14 protein-coding genes are annotated in these 14725 nt (G+C 60.6%); 7 read left to right on the plus strand and 7 right to left on the minus strand.

All coding sequences use genetic code 11. The annotated features are described in order from the left end of the window. Positions 1-33: 33 nt before the first annotated feature. Positions 34-1038, plus strand: a complete 1005-nt coding sequence (locus J3P88_RS29310; protein ID WP_434573167.1) for an AraC family transcriptional regulator — start codon at positions 34-36, stop codon at positions 1036-1038. Between the two features lie 181 nt (positions 1039-1219). Here J3P88_RS29310 and J3P88_RS29315 read toward each other — a convergent pair whose 3' ends face one another. Beyond that, positions 1220-1906, minus strand: coding sequence for a Crp/Fnr family transcriptional regulator (locus J3P88_RS29315; protein ID WP_434573169.1), 687 nt, complete (start codon positions 1904-1906; stop codon positions 1220-1222). Between the two features lie 87 nt (positions 1907-1993). On the opposite strand from J3P88_RS29315, the gene J3P88_RS29320 reads away from it, so the two are divergent. Next, entirely contained in the window at positions 1994-2518 is a 525-nt protein-coding gene (locus tag J3P88_RS29320) for a DUF962 domain-containing protein (RefSeq protein WP_186709988.1), read from the plus strand. 291 nt (positions 2519-2809) lie between these two features. Here the strand turns inward: J3P88_RS29320 and J3P88_RS29325 are convergent, their stop codons facing one another. The 5 genes from J3P88_RS29325 to oscA form a co-directional block, all read right to left on the minus strand. Then, positions 2810-3799 carry a sulfate/molybdate ABC transporter ATP-binding protein gene (locus tag J3P88_RS29325; protein ID WP_047700099.1) on the minus strand — a complete coding sequence of 330 codons (990 nt, stop codon included), beginning with the start codon at positions 3797-3799 and terminating at the stop codon, positions 2810-2812. Positions 3800-3802: 3 nt separating this feature from the next. Next, complete coding sequence (gene cysW, locus J3P88_RS29330; RefSeq protein ID WP_024618577.1) at positions 3803-4672, minus strand: sulfate ABC transporter permease subunit CysW; 870 nt, start codon at positions 4670-4672, stop codon at positions 3803-3805. 13 nt (positions 4673-4685) lie between these two features. Continuing rightward, positions 4686-5504: a sulfate ABC transporter permease subunit CysT gene (cysT, locus tag J3P88_RS29335; protein WP_013692011.1), complete on the minus strand. Its 819-nt coding sequence runs from the start codon at positions 5502-5504 to the stop codon at positions 4686-4688. A gap of 172 nt (positions 5505-5676) precedes the next feature. Then, positions 5677-6690 carry a sulfate ABC transporter substrate-binding protein gene (locus J3P88_RS29340; RefSeq protein ID WP_434573172.1) on the minus strand — a complete coding sequence of 338 codons (1014 nt, stop codon included), beginning with the start codon at positions 6688-6690 and terminating at the stop codon, positions 5677-5679. Positions 6691-6826: 136 nt separating this feature from the next. After that, positions 6827-7009: a sulfur starvation response protein OscA gene (oscA, locus tag J3P88_RS29345; RefSeq protein ID WP_003186967.1), complete on the minus strand. Its 183-nt coding sequence runs from the start codon at positions 7007-7009 to the stop codon at positions 6827-6829. Between the two features lie 480 nt (positions 7010-7489). Here oscA and J3P88_RS29350 point away from each other — a divergent pair, with 480 nt between their 5' ends. The 4 genes from J3P88_RS29350 (at position 7490) to J3P88_RS29365 (ending at position 11081) form a co-directional block, all read left to right on the plus strand. After that, positions 7490-7873 (plus strand): DUF6124 family protein, encoded by a 384-nt coding sequence (locus tag J3P88_RS29350; RefSeq protein ID WP_434573175.1) that lies wholly within the window; start codon positions 7490-7492, stop codon positions 7871-7873. 363 nt (positions 7874-8236) lie between these two features. Then, positions 8237-8770 carry a hypothetical protein gene (locus J3P88_RS29355; RefSeq protein ID WP_434573177.1) on the plus strand — a complete coding sequence of 178 codons (534 nt, stop codon included), beginning with the start codon at positions 8237-8239 and terminating at the stop codon, positions 8768-8770. Next, a complete protein-coding gene (locus J3P88_RS29360) occupies positions 8767-10173 on the plus strand; it encodes a PAAR domain-containing protein (RefSeq protein WP_434573179.1) in 1407 nt (468 codons plus the stop codon). Before J3P88_RS29355 ends, J3P88_RS29360 begins: the two co-directional genes overlap by 4 nt. A gap of 650 nt (positions 10174-10823) precedes the next feature. Continuing rightward, on the plus strand, positions 10824-11081 hold the full coding sequence (locus J3P88_RS29365) for a hypothetical protein (RefSeq protein ID WP_434573181.1): 258 nt from the start codon (positions 10824-10826) through the stop codon (positions 11079-11081). Between the two features lie 291 nt (positions 11082-11372). Here the strand turns inward: J3P88_RS29365 and dibA are convergent, their stop codons facing one another. After that, positions 11373-13280, minus strand: coding sequence for a phosphodiesterase DibA (gene dibA / locus J3P88_RS29370; protein WP_434573183.1), 1908 nt, complete (start codon positions 13278-13280; stop codon positions 11373-11375). A 145-nt stretch (positions 13281-13425) separates the two neighbouring features. Here dibA and desA point away from each other — a divergent pair, with 145 nt between their 5' ends. Continuing rightward, positions 13426-14610, plus strand: coding sequence for a delta-9 fatty acid desaturase DesA (gene desA, locus J3P88_RS29375; protein ID WP_186709980.1), 1185 nt, complete (start codon positions 13426-13428; stop codon positions 14608-14610). Positions 14611-14725 lie beyond the last annotated feature (115 nt).

Here is a 14725-nt window from a genome sequence, read left to right on the forward strand (position 1 = left end):
ACGCCAACCTGTTGACCGCAAGCGCCAATCGTCATGACGGAACCGACTTCCCTCGCCAGCTGGACCCGCGCCCTGCGCAAACAGCTCGATGCGCTGGGCCTGGACAGCCATGCCTTGTGCATCGAGGCCGGCCTCGACCCGCAATGGATGGACGACCCGAACGCCCGCTACCCGCTCTCGGCCACCACACGCCTGTGGGCATTGGCGGTGCAGGCCAGCGGCGACCCGGCCATCGGCCTGCGGGTGTCGCGCTTCGTCAGCCCCACCACCTTCCACGCATTGGGTTATGCGCTGGTGGCCAGTGGCAGCCTGCGGGAAGTGTTCGAGCGGATCGTGCGTTATCACCCGGTGGTCAGCGATGCCCTGGCCCTGCAATTGAACCGTGGCGAAGACCGCTACCGCTTCAGCCTCAATGTGCCCCCGGGCCGGCCGGCGCCGGCGTTTGAAGCCATCGATGCGTTCGCGGCGATTTACGTGCGCACCTGCCGCAACCGCCTCGGCCGAGACTACGCACCGCTGGCGGTGTACCTGCGGCGTCCGGAACCGACGGACCCGAGCCCGTGGCACAAGGTGTTCCGCTCGCCAGTGCATTTTGGCGCCGCCCAGGATTGCCTGGAATTCAACCTCAGCGACTTCGACAGCCACCTGGACGACGCCAACCCGGAACTGGCCGAACACAACGAAACCGTGCTCGAACGCACCCTCGCCCAGCTCCAGCCACTGACCTGGGAGCGCAAGGTTCGCGCGGCCATCGAGGCGCAACTGCCCGAAGGCGAGCCCAGCGCCGAACGCATCGCCCAGGCCATGCACCTGAGCCTGCGCAGCCTGCAACGGCACCTGGCCGACGAAGGCTGCCGCTTCGACGCACTGCTCAACGAATGCCGGGAAAACCTCGCATTGCTGCACCTGCGCGATCCGCAATGCTCGCTGAGCGAAGTCAGTTATCTGCTGGGCTTTGCCGACGCCAGCAGCTTCAGCCGCGCCTTCAAACGCTGGACCGGCATGACGCCGGGGCAGTTCCGGGATGGGTTGCGGTAGGGATTTGGGTTGGTTGCACTGGCCCTATCGCGAGCAGGCTCGCTCCCACATTTTATCCGGGACGCACAAAAGTCCTGTGGGAGCGGGCTTGCTCGCGAAGACGGCAGCACAGTCAACATCCCAGCCAACAGACCCACCGCTTTCGCGAGCAAGCCCGCTCCCACAGATGCGGGGCGGGACCTCAGGGCGTGGTCAGGGCCCGCAACCGCTCGATGTCGACGATCTCGATCTCACCGTAGCCCAGGTGAAGAATGCCCTGGGCCTGCAAATCCTTGAGGATCTGGTTGGTGGTCTGGCGTGACAGCGAGAGCATCAGCGCCAGTTGTTCCTGAGGCAGTTGCAGGATCCGCCGGGCCGGTTCGGTTTCGCCGTAGCCTTCGGCGATCATCAGCAGGCGATGGGCCAGGCGGGCCGGGGCGGGCATCAGGCTCAGGTGTTCGAGGTTGATGAAGGTCAGGCGCAGTTTGTGGCTCATCAGCAAGGCAAGATGCCGCCAGTGGATCGGCTGCTCCTGCAGGAAAACCAACAACGGCGCCTGGGGCACGTGCAGCAGCACGCCTTGACCCACCACGACCGCATCATGGGTCCGTGGCTGGCCATCGAACAGGCAGATTTCACCGAACCAATGAGGCGCTTCCACGACGCTCAGCAACGCCTCCTTGCCCTGTTCGTTCACCGCGCCGACGCGCACCGCGCCTTCCAGCACGGCATACAGCCCGCAGGGTGGATCGCCGCGCTGGAACAGCCGGTGGCCCGGCGGCAGATGGCGCACCCGCGCCATGCCCAGCAGACTATTCTGTAACTCAGCAGGCAGATGGCTGTACCAGTGGCCCGCCATCAGGTGTGAGTGCCAGGGATGGGAATTCATGGAAACTCCGGGACAAGTGTCGGCTAACTGACAGAACGCCTGGTGATACCCGGGCATCATGCAGGCATCACCTCAGGAGGAACAACAATGAAAAGCCTCGTCGATCATCTCAGTCAATACGCCGCGTATCATCGCGACCCGCGCAACATCGCCAGCCACTTCATCGGCATTCCGCTGATCTTCGTCGCCGTCGCCGTGCTGCTGTCACGGCCCGGCTGGCCAGTGGGCCCGGTGCTGGTGTCGCCGGCGCTGCTGGTGGCGGTGGCCAGTGCCTGGTTCTATCTGCGCCTGGAGCTGCGCCTGGGTGTGCTGATGACCGTGCTGCTGGGTCTCGCCGTCTGGCTGGGCCAAGTGCTCGCCGCGCAAAGCACCTCGGTGTGGCTGGGCAGTGGCCTGGGCATGTTCGTGGTGGGCTGGGTGATCCAGTTCGTCGGCCACTATTACGAAGGCCGCAAGCCGGCGTTCGTCGACGACCTCACCGGGCTGATTGTCGGGCCGCTGTTTGTGGTGGTGGAAGCCGGCTTCCTGCTGGGGCTTCGCGGCGAACTGAAGCGCGCCATCGAAGAGCGCGCCGGGCCGGTGGCGTTGCGCAACCAGCGTTCGGCGGCCTGACAACACTGCCATACCAGCCTGCCACCCTTGTGGAGCGCGAACCTGTGGGAGCAAGGCTTGCCCGCGATGGCATCGCCTCGGTCTATCAGCTACACCGAGGTGTTTGCATCGCGGGCAAGCCTTGCTCCCACAATGGATCTGCGTCGTACACAAATCTCCTTGTGGAAGCGGGCTTGCTCGCGAAGACGGCGGCACAACCAATATCGTCGTCAATTGGCCCACCGCTTTCGCGAGCAAGCCCGCTCCCACGATAGGTCTGCGCCGTTCATAAATCCCGCGCTCGGGATGCCTTTAAAGGTTGGCGACTTTCTGCCAGACCTTCGGCTTGAAGAACAGCGTCTCGCCCTTCGCCAGCCCCACCAGGCTGTCATGGTCCTTCACCACTTCCGCCTCGATCAGCTCGCTCTGGCCTTCCACCTTCAGGGTCACCCGAGTGGTAGCGCCGAGCGGGCGGATGTCGCGCACTTCGGCGGCGTGGTGGTCTTCCAGCTCCGAGCGCGACAGCGAGACTTCGTGCGGGCGGAACAGCACATGCCGGTCCTCACCCAAATGCAGGCGGTTCGAGTCGCCAAGGAAGTGATACACAAAGTCGCTGGCCGGGTTTTCGTAGACATCCCCCGGCGAGCCGATCTGCTCGATCACGCCCTTGTTCATCACCACAATGCGGTCGGCGACTTCCATGGCTTCTTCCTGGTCGTGGGTCACAAACACCGACGTCAGGTTGATGTCCTCGTGCAACCGCGCCAGCCAGCGGCGCAGTTCCTTGCGGACCTTGGCGTCGAGGGCGCCAAACGGTTCGTCCAGCAGCAGCACCTTGGGCTCCACCGCCAAGGCGCGGGCCAGGGCGATACGCTGGCGCTGGCCGCCGGACAACTGCTCCGGGTAGCGGTCGGCGAGCCAGTCCAATTGCACCATGTTCAGCAGTTCATGGACCTTGGTCGCGATCTGGCTTTCGTTCGGACGCTGGCCCTTGGGCTTCATGCGCAGGCCGAAAGCAACGTTGTCGAACACCGTCATGTGGCGGAACAAGGCGTAGTGCTGGAACACGAAACCGACGTTGCGATCACGCACGTCGTGGCCGGAGACATCCTCGCCGTGGAACACAATGTTGCCTTGGTCCGGGGTCTCGAGGCCGGCGATGATCCGCAGCAAGGTGGTCTTGCCGCAACCGGATGGCCCGAGCAGCGCTACCAGCTCACCGCTCTGGATGTCCAGGCTGATGTCGTCCAGGGCCCGGAAGGCGTTGAAATTCTTGCTGACGTTACGGACTTCGATCGACATGACTTATTCCTCCGCGGCGCTGGCGCGCAGGCGGTTGATTCGGTTTTCGCTCCACTGCTTGAGCAGCAGGATGAAGAGCGCCAGGATCAGCAACAGGCTCGCCACGGCGAACGCGGCCACGTGGTTGTATTCGTTGTAGAGGATCTCGACGTGCAGCGGCAGGGTGTTGGTCACCCCGCGAATGTGCCCGGAGACCACCGACACCGCGCCGAACTCACCCATGGCCCGGGCGGTACACAGCACCACGCCATAGATCAGGCCCCACTTGATGTTCGGCACGGTGACATGCCAGAACATCTGCCAGCCATTGGCGCCCAGCAGGCGCGCGGCCTCTTCTTCCTGGGTGCCTTGTTCCTGCATCAGCGGGATCAGCTCACGGGCCACGAACGGCACGGTAACGAAGATCGTCGCCAGCACAATGCCCGGCAGCGCAAACACGATCTGGATGTCGTGATCCGACAGCCACGGCCCGAACAGGCCCTGGGCGCCGAACATCAGCACGTAGACAAGACCGGCGATCACTGGCGACACCGAGAACGGCAGGTCGATCAGCGTCACCAGCATGCTCTTGCCGCGGAACGAATATTTGCTCACGCACCACGCGGCACTGACGCCAAACACCAGGTTCAGCGGCACCGAGATCAGCACGGCAATCACCGTGAGCTTCAGCGCCGACAGCGCGTCGGGTTCGAAGATCGCGGTGAAGAACGCCCCCAGTCCGAGCTTCAGCCCTTGGGACACGACGATGAACAGTGGCAACAGCAAGAACAGCGCAAAAATCAGCCAGCCGAGGCCGATCAATACGCGCCGCGACGTCGCACTGCCCCGACGGGCAGCGTTGGTGGAGGCTGCGGAAATAGACGATTGGGACATGGTTCGCGCCTCCTTATGGGGTTTCGATGCGCCGCTGCAGCAGGTTGATCAGCAGCAACAGGACGAAGGAAACCACCAGCATCAGCACGCCGATGGAAGTGGCGCCGGTGTAGTCGTATTGGTCGAGCTTGACCATGATCAGCAACGGCAGGATCTCGGTTTTCATCGGCATGTTGCCGGCGATGAAAATCACCGAACCGTACTCGCCCACGCCACGGGCAAAGGCCAGGGCGAAACCGGTCAACCAGGCCGGCAACAGCGCGGGCACGAGGATGTGGCGGAACACCTGCCACGGCTTGGCACCGAGGCAAGCGGCGGCTTCTTCGACTTCACGGGGAATATCGGCCAACACCGGCTGCACGGTGCGCACCACGAACGGCAGCGTCACGAAGGTCAGCGCCAGGGTGATGCCCAGCGGGGTGTAGGCGATCTTGAAACCCAGGTCCGTGGCGAATTGGCCCACCAGGCCGGTCGGCGCGTACAACGCCGTCAGCGCGATACCGGCCACGGCGGTGGGCAGGGCGAACGGCAGGTCGATCATTGCGTCGATGATCTTGCGGCCGGGGAAGGTGTAGCGCACCAGCACCCAGGCCAGCAGCGTACCGATCACGCCGTTGATGATCGCGGCGTACAGCGCGGTGCCGAAGCTGAGCTTCAAGGCCGCCAGCACCCGCGGCGCCGAGATGATCGCCCAGAACTGTTCCCAGGTGAGTTGAGCGGCATGCACGAACATCGCCGCCAGGGGGATGAGCACAATCAGGCTGAGGTACACCAGGGTGTAGCCCAGCGTCAGCCCGAAGCCGGGTATGACGGGGGATATGCGACGCGACATAAAGGTCCTTGGTTGAGAACGCGCTTACCGTGGCGAGGGAGCTTGCTCCCGCTGGGCTACGAAGTAGCCCCAGAAAACTCTGGGAGCGCTTCGCACTGGAGCGCCAGCCCGGTCCAGCGGGAGCAAGCTCCCTCGCCACAATGAATTACGGCCTGAATCCGACTAGCCCAGCTTACTGCGCCTGATAGATCTGGTCGAACACGCCGCCATCGTTGAAGAATTTCGGCTGGGCAGTTTTCCAGCCGCCGAAGTCCTTGTCGATGGTCACCAGCTCCACCTTTGGAAATTGCCGGGCGAACTTGGCGGCCACATCCTTGTCACGTGGGCGATAGTAGTTTTTCGCGGCGATTTCCTGGCCGGCCGGGCTATAGAGGTGCTTGAGGTACGCTTCGGCGATCTCGGCATTGCCCTTCTTCTCGGCGTTCTTGTCCACCACCGCCACCGGCGGTTCGGCGAGGATCGACAGCGACGGCACGACGATGTCGAATTTATCGGCGCCACCGTCTTCTTTCAGCGCCAGGAAGGCTTCGTTTTCCCAGGCCAGCAACACGTCGCCCTGACCGTTGTTGACGAAAGTAATGGTCGAGCCACGAGCGCCGGTGTCGAGGATCGGCACGTGCTTGAACAGCGCCTGCACGTATTCCTTGGCCTTGGCTTCGTCACCCCCATTGGCCTTCAGGCCATAGGCCCAGGCGGCGAGGAAATTCCAGCGAGCGCCGCCGGAGGTTTTCGGGTTCGGGGTGATGACCGACACGTCGTTCTTGATCAGGTCATCCCAATCCTTGATGCCCTTGGGGTTGCCCTTGCGCACCAGGAACACGATGGTCGAGGTGTAGGGCGTGCTGGCGTCCGGCAGGCGTGTTTGCCAGTCCGCCGGCAAGGACTTGCCCAGCTTGGCGATTTCATCGATGTCACCGGCCAGGGCCAGGGTCACCACGTCGGCGCGCAGACCATCGATCACCGCCCGGCCTTGTTTGCCCGAGCCACCATGGGATTGCTGGATCTTCACGCTGTCGTCCGGGTGCGCCTTCTTCCAGAAATTGACGAATTCGGCGTTGTAATCCTGGTACAGCTCGCGCGTCGGGTCGTAGGACACGTTGAGCAACTCGTAATCCTTGGCGACGGCGGAACCTGCAAAAACAGCACTGGCCAGCGCGGCCAGGGCATAACGACGAATGGACGACATGGTGAAAGCTCCTGGAATTCTGGTTTTCTTATGGCTTCTGGAAATTCGTTTGGCTTTTAGAAAGAGATCGCAGCCTTCGGCAGCTCCTACGCCAAGCCCCCCGTAGGAGCTGCCGAAGGCTGCGATCTTTTGGCTTTCAAGACGGCTTATGACTGGGTTGCTGCAAGCGGAATTTTTCCTTGCGCTCGATCTGCACCACCTGGGCGTTGTGCACGGTGATTTCCACTGCCCCAAAGCGTAGATCGCGCAACGCGCTCTGGATCTCGCGCAAGATGGTTGCTTCGTCCTGGCCGTCAACGCTACGTAGAGATGCGCTCATGCTGCTGCTCCTTTGAATGAATGCCTGGCAGTGGGCGGCACTGCTTGCGGCGTGGAGCAATACTAGATAAAGCGAGATATTCTTAAAAAGACTATTTAAGAATTTTTATATAACCAAAATTACAGAAAGTAGCCGAGGTCCTACGGCAGGGGTGATTGGGGGCTTTTTACCGGCCAAATCCTCGGAGATTTCCTTCAAGACGTAGGGCTGTGCATGAACTAGGCAGCGTTTCCGAGTGCCGCTAACCTCTGTTCGTCATCGCAAAAAACGGTGACACGGACGTGCAAGTCCGGACTGGTACGCAATTGGTTATGGCTATTGACCGAGCATTTTTTTATGCTCGCGTCCGTTATGGCAATTGTGCGTGGGAGGCCTTCGGGTCTGCCGGCGGTACCGGACCGGTCTTGCACACCTACGTACAGTTGCCACCTCTTCGAATGCAAGCGAAAGGATGTCGACCCCAACTCTGGTACATGAAATATGGTCAAGCATTCACCAAATCCACCGCAAAACGGCCACAAATCCCGCGTCCAAGCGCAGGAAGAAAAAAAGCTCGATGACGCCGCCACCCGCGCCCTCGACTACTACCTCAAGCCCAAGCCCGCCTCACCGCCCGAACCCGACAAAAACCAACTCTTCATCGTGTCCCCCCACATCGACACCGAAACCCTGCTCGCCAACGCCTCCGAAGACCTGCTCTCCATCAGCACCATCGCCGCCGACCTGGCTGATGACGTGGATGACTCGCGGCGCTGCGTCGCCCTGGCGATCAGCCGCATGGCCGATGGGGTTCAGTTGCTGGTTGAGCGGGCGTTGGATCATTTGGAAACCAAGGAGATGGCGGCACCTGGGGCCAAGGGGTAGCGCTTTGCTCTGATGCAAGCTGAGCCGACGCCATCGCGAGCAAGCTTTGCTCCCACAGGGTTCCGTGTCGGACCGAATCTCAAGTTCAACACAAAACCATTGTGGGAGCGGGCTTGCTCGCGAAAGCGGTATGCCTGCTCCTGGTTTCTCAACTGACACACCACTTTGCGAGCAAGCCACCCAACAGATAACCCCAGGATGTAGGAAAAAGCACATTTCCCTTTGCGAAGTTTCCTATTCGCTCCTAATGCCCACACCGCCGGGATTGCGACTCACCCGCACCGCGACGTCTCATTCATCGCTCCGATATTCGCCCGGCTTGGTACATGCCAGCGGACAACCTTGAATGGGAGCCTTGAAAAAATGAATGCATCCTTGCACCTCGCCTACACCAACGAAGCATCGCCCGACTTTCTCAGCCACTTGGACGATTGCTATTTCAAGGAACGGCAACCGTCCGGTATCGGCGAAGAAATCTCGGCGTTCGTCGTTAAACAACGGGCATACGTCAAGGCTCATCCTCCCATCGCTATTTACCGGGTGGCCACCGAGGGCAGCCAGACTCGCGGCGGCGGTGTGGTCAAACAAGGGACTCTGCGGATGGTGTTCACATTGGATAACGGTCAACAAGTGTGCACGGCGCGCAAGGGCGACCTTGTGGTATATGCCGATGGACGTACGGCGCAGATCGTAACCACCGCTGGGGAAGCCAATAGTCACATTGCCCTGGTCGGCAGTCGTCTCAGCAATGGCGATGAAATCATCAACACGCCCCAAAAGGGTTTCTTGCTTTTCGCCCGCGAAGGTGTGCCGATGGCCGAGGACTTCTTGCCCGCCTTCAAACCGGCGGAGGTTCTTCGCCCGGACTCGAATGAGATGAAGGGGAACATGCAATGACCGAGGGCTACTTCATCGGGCAGGGCGACAAGACCTCTTGCGGCGGCAAAGTGCTGGATGGCGATAACAGGGTCAACATGTTTGGCCTGCTGCATGCCCGCGAAGGTGACCGCGTGACGTGTGGAAAGGACGGGAAAACTTATCAGATCAAAGGTGGTATCGGGCACATTATCAGCCATGGCAAACACATGGCCGGAACGCTCGATAGCCACAGTACCTGCCCCTGCAAAGCGCAACTGATCCCTTCGGTATTCTGGGCCACCTATGAAGGTGCGAATTCTGCACCGCAAGCCAGCCGAGCCGCTCAGCCGGCTCCACAGCCCGCGACCAGCGCTCCAACTGCTTCACGCCAATCGTTTTTCGCTCCGAGCACCCCACCACCCCTGCCTTCTATCCGTATGGAACCCCAGGAACCAGGCTTCTACATCGTGCCCAAAAGCGTGACCCGAGAAGCGCTGGAGGCCACGTTGTTCCCATCGCCTGATCCGGCGGTGATGCGCAAATTCCGCGCACTCAATCCTCATCGCGAAGTCGTCAAGGCCGGTTCGATGATCGTGCTGAGCGACCCGAACAATCACCAATGCACCCGCGAAGAGGCGCAGGTGATGGCGGCGGCGGAAACGGTGAATGCCGCGCTCGATGACCTGACCGCCGAGCAAGCCGACTTCATGCACCACCACGCGGCTGAGATCGCTAGTTTCACTGGCCAGACCTCGACTTGGTTGGGCGTCAGCGCAGTGATGATGGAGAAACACCTGACCAGCCTGCGCGACACCCTGCAAGCCATGGAACGCTTGCACCAGGAAAGCTATCGCCAACACGGCCACCTCAAATCAGCGCAGTTTTTCACCGAGCGTAAGCTCCTGCTCGCCCAGCTGGACGCCCACCTGCTGAACTCCACCCGCCTGCGCGGCCATACGACGCTGGGCGACCATCCCAAACTGAAAACTGCCCTCGGCATTTCGAGCCGTAGCTTAGTGCACCACTGGAACAAGGCCGGAGCACCGGGGCAGATACCGGGGTATGCCGCACATGTGGAGGCGACCAGTCGGGCCGCGAAGTACATGAAGTCAGGCGGGTATATCGGCATTGGGATTGGTGGGGTTTCTTCGTTGCTGGCCCTTCAAGAGGTGTGTAATGGCGACTCTGGGGAAGCTTGTGAGCGGGTCAGGTTTACTGAAGGAGGGAAATTCCTTGGATCGACTACAGGAGGAATAGCAATAGGGGGACTCGCTTCTTGGGCGAGTGCTCCCGTTTGCCTTGCACTGGGTGTTTCCACGGGTATTGGGGGAGTTGTTTGTGTAGCGGCGCTTGTAGGGACCGGTGCCTGGATTGGGACTACTGGCGGCGGTATGGGGGGCGAGGTCATAGGTGAGATCATTTTTGAGACCACCCAACCGTGACGAGCATTGATACTTGGCCCCCCTGGGTCGTTGTCGTTGTTATTGGCTGCCCACACCTGCTGGCTTTCTTTTGTGTCGTATTCAACCTGTATCTGGGCCAACGACATCTGGATGCGATGATGCGGGCTCTACAGAATGGTCGTTATGTCTATATCTGGGAGGCCGCGTGGCGGAGACAGGGCTGGTTCGGAGGCTGGGTGTTGGTCAATAAAATTGCCGGAATGGTCACGTGGCCGAGGGCATACATTCAACTTGGAGACATTAGTCCTGTCGATATCGAAAACTTCCCTCCCCGTCTGAAACGACTTCTAAGCATCTATGTGGTGATGATGGTCGTTGCGTCGATTGGGATACTGCTCGGAGCAGTATTGGTAAAGCTACGATGAGGAGTCCTGCGGCGGGTGGGCTTGATGATCTTTTTACATGCAAAACCCTCGGAGATTTCCTTCAAGACGCCGGGTTGTTCATGATCAAGCTCAGATGATAGGAGGTGAGATTTTGTACGAGAAAACCTTGCCATGATAACCGCTGGGTTTTGGAAGTCTTGGCTAGCTTTCTGGCTTGTTTCTGGCCCGACCCTACTGGGGGCTGCAGGTTTGTTATTCACTTTGTATCTGAGCCACCGACACCTGGATGCAATGATGGGGGCCTTGAAAAATAGCCGTTACATCTATCTTTGGGGCCCCGCATGGCGGCGGCAAGGCTGGATCGGAGGCGTTGTGCTGATTGTAAAAATTGCCGGGCTAGTGGTGTTTCCAAGGGCCTATATCATTAAGGGCGACGTAGACCCTGGCGATATTGCAGACTTCCCGCCTCGCCTGAAGCGTCTTTTGATCATCAAGGTAGCAATGACGCTCATTGTCGTTGTTTGGATGGTAATCGCAGCCGTGCTAATCCAATTCAAATAACTCGATCAATGCCGTCTGAGCCGACGCCATCGCGAGCAAGCTACGCTCCCACAGGGTTCCGTGTCGGACCGAATCTCAAGTTCAACACAAAACCATTGTGGGAGCGGGCTTGCTCGCGAAAGCGGAGTATCAGGCGACATGGATACAGACTGAACAGACGCCTTCGCGAGCAAGCCCGCTCCCACAGGGGATTGGGGGTGTTGCGGATATTTCGATCACCCCAAAAACAACTGTGGGAGCAAAGCTTGCTCGCGATGGCGGTGGGTCAACCAACATCAATACCACTGACGCTCAAGCAATAGCCGGCGCCCGCTCCCAATCCAACTGCGCCGCCGCGACGGGCCGGCCAAACCAGTAGCCCTGCCCCAGCTCACACGCCAGTCCAAGCAAGAACGCCGCTTGCTCGCGCTGCTCGATTCCTTCGGCGTGCACTTGCATCCCCATGCTATGGGCCAAGGCAATGATCACCCGGACGATCGGGGCGTCATCCTCATCCCACGGCAACCCCGCGACAAAACCCTGATCAATCTTGAGCTTCTGTACCGGCAAACGCTTGAGCCGCAGCAGCGACGAATACCCCGTGCCAAAATCGTCGATGGCCAGCCGCACGCCCAACTCCCGCAGGCGATGCATCTGCTCCAGCGCCACCTCCGGGTCTTCCATCACCGCGCTTTCCGTCACTTCCAGCTCCAGACACGCCGGATCCAGGCCCGTGTCGTGCAACACCTGGGCGACCTGGTCATACAACTCACGACGGGCAAACAACCGACTCGATACGTTGACGGCGACGAACGACAGCGCCACACCCGCGTGTTGCCACCGGCACATCTGCCGACAGGCCTGGTCCATGACCCAGGCGTCGATCTGGGCAATCAGCCCGGTGCGCTCGGCGATGGGAATGAACTCGGCCGGCGACACCAGCCCCCGCGTCGGATGCTCCCAACGCACCAGCGCCTCGACACCGATCAAACGGCTGCTCGCCAGGTCGTGTACCGGCTGGTAATGAACACGCAACTCTTGCTGTTGCAGCGCACGACGCAGTTCGAAGGCAATTTCGACCCGTTGCTGGGCGTGGGCGGTGAGCTCTTCGGTGTACAGGGCGTAGCCGTCGCGCCCGGCGCTCTTGGCCTTGAACAGCGCCGAGTCGGCGTTGCGCAGCAATTGCCCGGCGCTGAGGGCATCACCGGGGAACAGGCTGATGCCGATACTGGCGTTGATAAACAAGGACTGGTCGCCGAGCTGCACCGGCTCTTTCAGTGCATCGAGGATACGCCGGGCCAAGGCCGCCGCCTGACCTGGCTGCGAGCAGTTTTCCGCGAGCACCGCGAACTCGTCACCGCCTAGTCGCGCCAGGGTTATACCCGGCGCAAACAGCCCGAGAAAACGCTCGGCCACGCCTTTGAGCAACTCGTCACCGACGTTGTGCCCAAGGCTGTCGTTGATGTTCTTGAAATGATCCAGATCCAGCAGCAGAAGCGCACATCCGCGCTTGTGAAGCTGCGCCGACGCCACGGCTTGCTCCGCGCGATCGGAAAACAGCAGCCGGTTGGGCAAGCCTGTCAGCGGGTCGTGATGGGCCAGGTGCGCCAGCTCATGCTCCGAATCCTTGATGGCGCTGATGTCCGAAAACACCGCGACGTAATGACTGACCTGGTCGTCATCATCGTGAATGACACGAATCGTCTGCCATTGCGGATAGATCTCACCACTTTTACGTCGGTTCCAGATCTCACCGCTCCACTCGCCCTGGCTGGCCAGGGTGGTAAACATGTCGCGATAGAACTCCGGCCCATGGCGACCGGACTTGAACAGATTGGGGCGCTGGCCCAGTACTTCGTCCCGGGCATAACCGGTGATCGCCATGAACGCCCGGTTCACATGCACGATCAAGCCATTGCGGTCCGTCACCAACACCCCTTCGCGGGTGCAATCGAAGACGGCGGCGGCCTGGCGCAGGCGCTCGCGATCGATGCCGTGCTCACCCTTGGCGAAAAACCGCGAGATTCGCGCCCGGGCCAGGAAGATAAGCCCGGCGCTGAGCAGCACCCAGGCATAACCGTTGATCAGCAGCCAGCGCTGCCTATCGACGAATTGATCGAAGAAACTGCTCAATAAATAACCAATCAGCTGCAGCCAGGTGACTGACAGCACGAGGTAAAGCAGCGCTACGCGCATGGCACTGCGTTGATAGGCAGGCATTCGGCCATCCATGTCCCTACAAAGTGATGGGATTATAGAGGAAGAAACATTCAGCCACTCTTATCTGAAAGGCCGACTGGTTTTATCTGTGGGGCTGGTGATAATGCAACAGCGGTTTCTATCTTTATCGAGGGCCCTACAGCCTATGTGGTACGAAGGTTTTCTTGGCTTGTCGGCCTGGTCACTGGTGGCAGTCACCCTGCTGATGACCCACGTCACAATCATTGCCGTCACGGTCTACCTGCACCGTTATTCGGCGCATCGCTCCCTGGAGCTCAACGCCGGACTCAAACATTTCTTCCGCTTCTGGCTGTGGTTGACCACGGCGCAGAACACCCGCGAGTGGACCGCCATCCACCGCAAGCACCACGCCAAATGCGAAACCGAGGATGACCCCCACAGCCCGGTCATCAAGGGCTTGTCCACGGTGTTGCGCAAAGGCGCCGAGCTGTACCGCGCCGAGGCGGAAAATCCCGAAACCCTGCGCATCTACGGCAAGAACTGCCCCGACGACTGGATCGAGCGCAACCTCTACAGCCGCTTCCCGCTGTTGGGCGTGGCGATCATGGGCGTCATCGACCTGCTGCTGTTCGGCACCATCGGTATCACCATCTGGGCCATCCAGATGATGTGGATCCCCGTCTGGGCCGCCGGCGTAGTCAATGGCCTGGGCCATGCCGTGGGCTATCGAAACTTCGAATGCCGCGACGCGGCGACCAACCTGGTGCCCTGGGGCATCCTGATTGGCGGCGAAGAACTGCACAACAACCACCACACCTACCCCAACTCGGCCAAGCTGTCGGTGCGCAAGTGGGAATTCGATTTGGGCTGGGCCTGGATCAAGGTGTTCAGTTTCCTGCGCCTGGCCAAGGTCCAGCGCGTTGCGCCTATCGCCCACCGGGTCGAAGGCAAGGGCCACCTGGACATGGACACCGCCATGGCGATTCTCAACAACCGCTTCCAGATCATGGCGCAGTACCGCCGGCTGGTCATTGCGCCGCTGGTCAAGCAGGAACTGGAGAAGGTCGATCACTCGGTGCGTCATCAGTTCCACCGCGCCAAACGCCTGCTGTCGCGGGAGACCAGCCTGCTGGACGACCGTCACCATGTGCGCATCCAGAACATGCTCGAACACAGCCAGGCGCTGAAGGTGATCTACGAGAAACGCCTGGCGTTGCAGCAGATCTGGGTCAAGACCAGCAGCAACGGCCACGACATGCTCGCCGCCATCAAGGAATGGGTCAGCGAAGCCGAGGCCAGTGGCATCCAGTCCCTGCGGGATTTTGCCGATCAGCTCAAGACCTACTCGCTGCGGCCTGCCACGGCCTGACAACCACTGTGGTGAGGGCTCCTGTGGCGAGGGAGCTTGCTCCCGCTGGGCTGCGTAGCAGCCCTGAAACCTGCTGGCTCGGTGTGTCAGGCTCACTTGAATGGACAGCCTTGGG

Source organism: Pseudomonas sp. Z3-6 (assembly GCF_051131985.1).
Lineage (GTDB): Bacteria > Pseudomonadota > Gammaproteobacteria > Pseudomonadales > Pseudomonadaceae > Aquipseudomonas > Aquipseudomonas zanjanensis.

Coding starts and splice junctions, on each gene's coding strand:
- cysT (WP_013692011.1), bottom strand. CDS start 5,504: ATGTCGCGTCGCATATCCCCCGTCATACCCGGCTTCGGGCTGACGCTG.
- J3P88_RS29325 (WP_047700099.1), bottom strand. CDS start 3,799: ATGTCGATCGAAGTCCGTAACGTCAGCAAGAATTTCAACGCCTTCCGG.
- oscA (WP_003186967.1), bottom strand. CDS start 7,009: ATGAGCGCATCTCTACGTAGCGTTGACGGCCAGGACGAAGCAACCATC.
- cysW (WP_024618577.1), bottom strand. CDS start 4,672: ATGTCCCAATCGTCTATTTCCGCAGCCTCCACCAACGCTGCCCGTCGG.
- dibA (WP_434573183.1), bottom strand. CDS start 13,280: ATGCCTGCCTATCAACGCAGTGCCATGCGCGTAGCGCTGCTTTACCTC.
- J3P88_RS29355 (WP_434573177.1), top strand. CDS start 8,237: ATGAATGCATCCTTGCACCTCGCCTACACCAACGAAGCATCGCCCGAC.
- J3P88_RS29320 (WP_186709988.1), top strand. CDS start 1,994: ATGAAAAGCCTCGTCGATCATCTCAGTCAATACGCCGCGTATCATCGC.
- J3P88_RS29340 (WP_434573172.1), bottom strand. CDS start 6,690: ATGTCGTCCATTCGTCGTTATGCCCTGGCCGCGCTGGCCAGTGCTGTT.
- desA (WP_186709980.1), top strand. CDS start 13,426: ATGTGGTACGAAGGTTTTCTTGGCTTGTCGGCCTGGTCACTGGTGGCA.
- J3P88_RS29315 (WP_434573169.1), bottom strand. CDS start 1,906: ATGAATTCCCATCCCTGGCACTCACACCTGATGGCGGGCCACTGGTAC.
- J3P88_RS29310 (WP_434573167.1), top strand. CDS start 34: ATGACGGAACCGACTTCCCTCGCCAGCTGGACCCGCGCCCTGCGCAAA.
- J3P88_RS29350 (WP_434573175.1), top strand. CDS start 7,490: ATGGTCAAGCATTCACCAAATCCACCGCAAAACGGCCACAAATCCCGC.
- J3P88_RS29360 (WP_434573179.1), top strand. CDS start 8,767: ATGACCGAGGGCTACTTCATCGGGCAGGGCGACAAGACCTCTTGCGGC.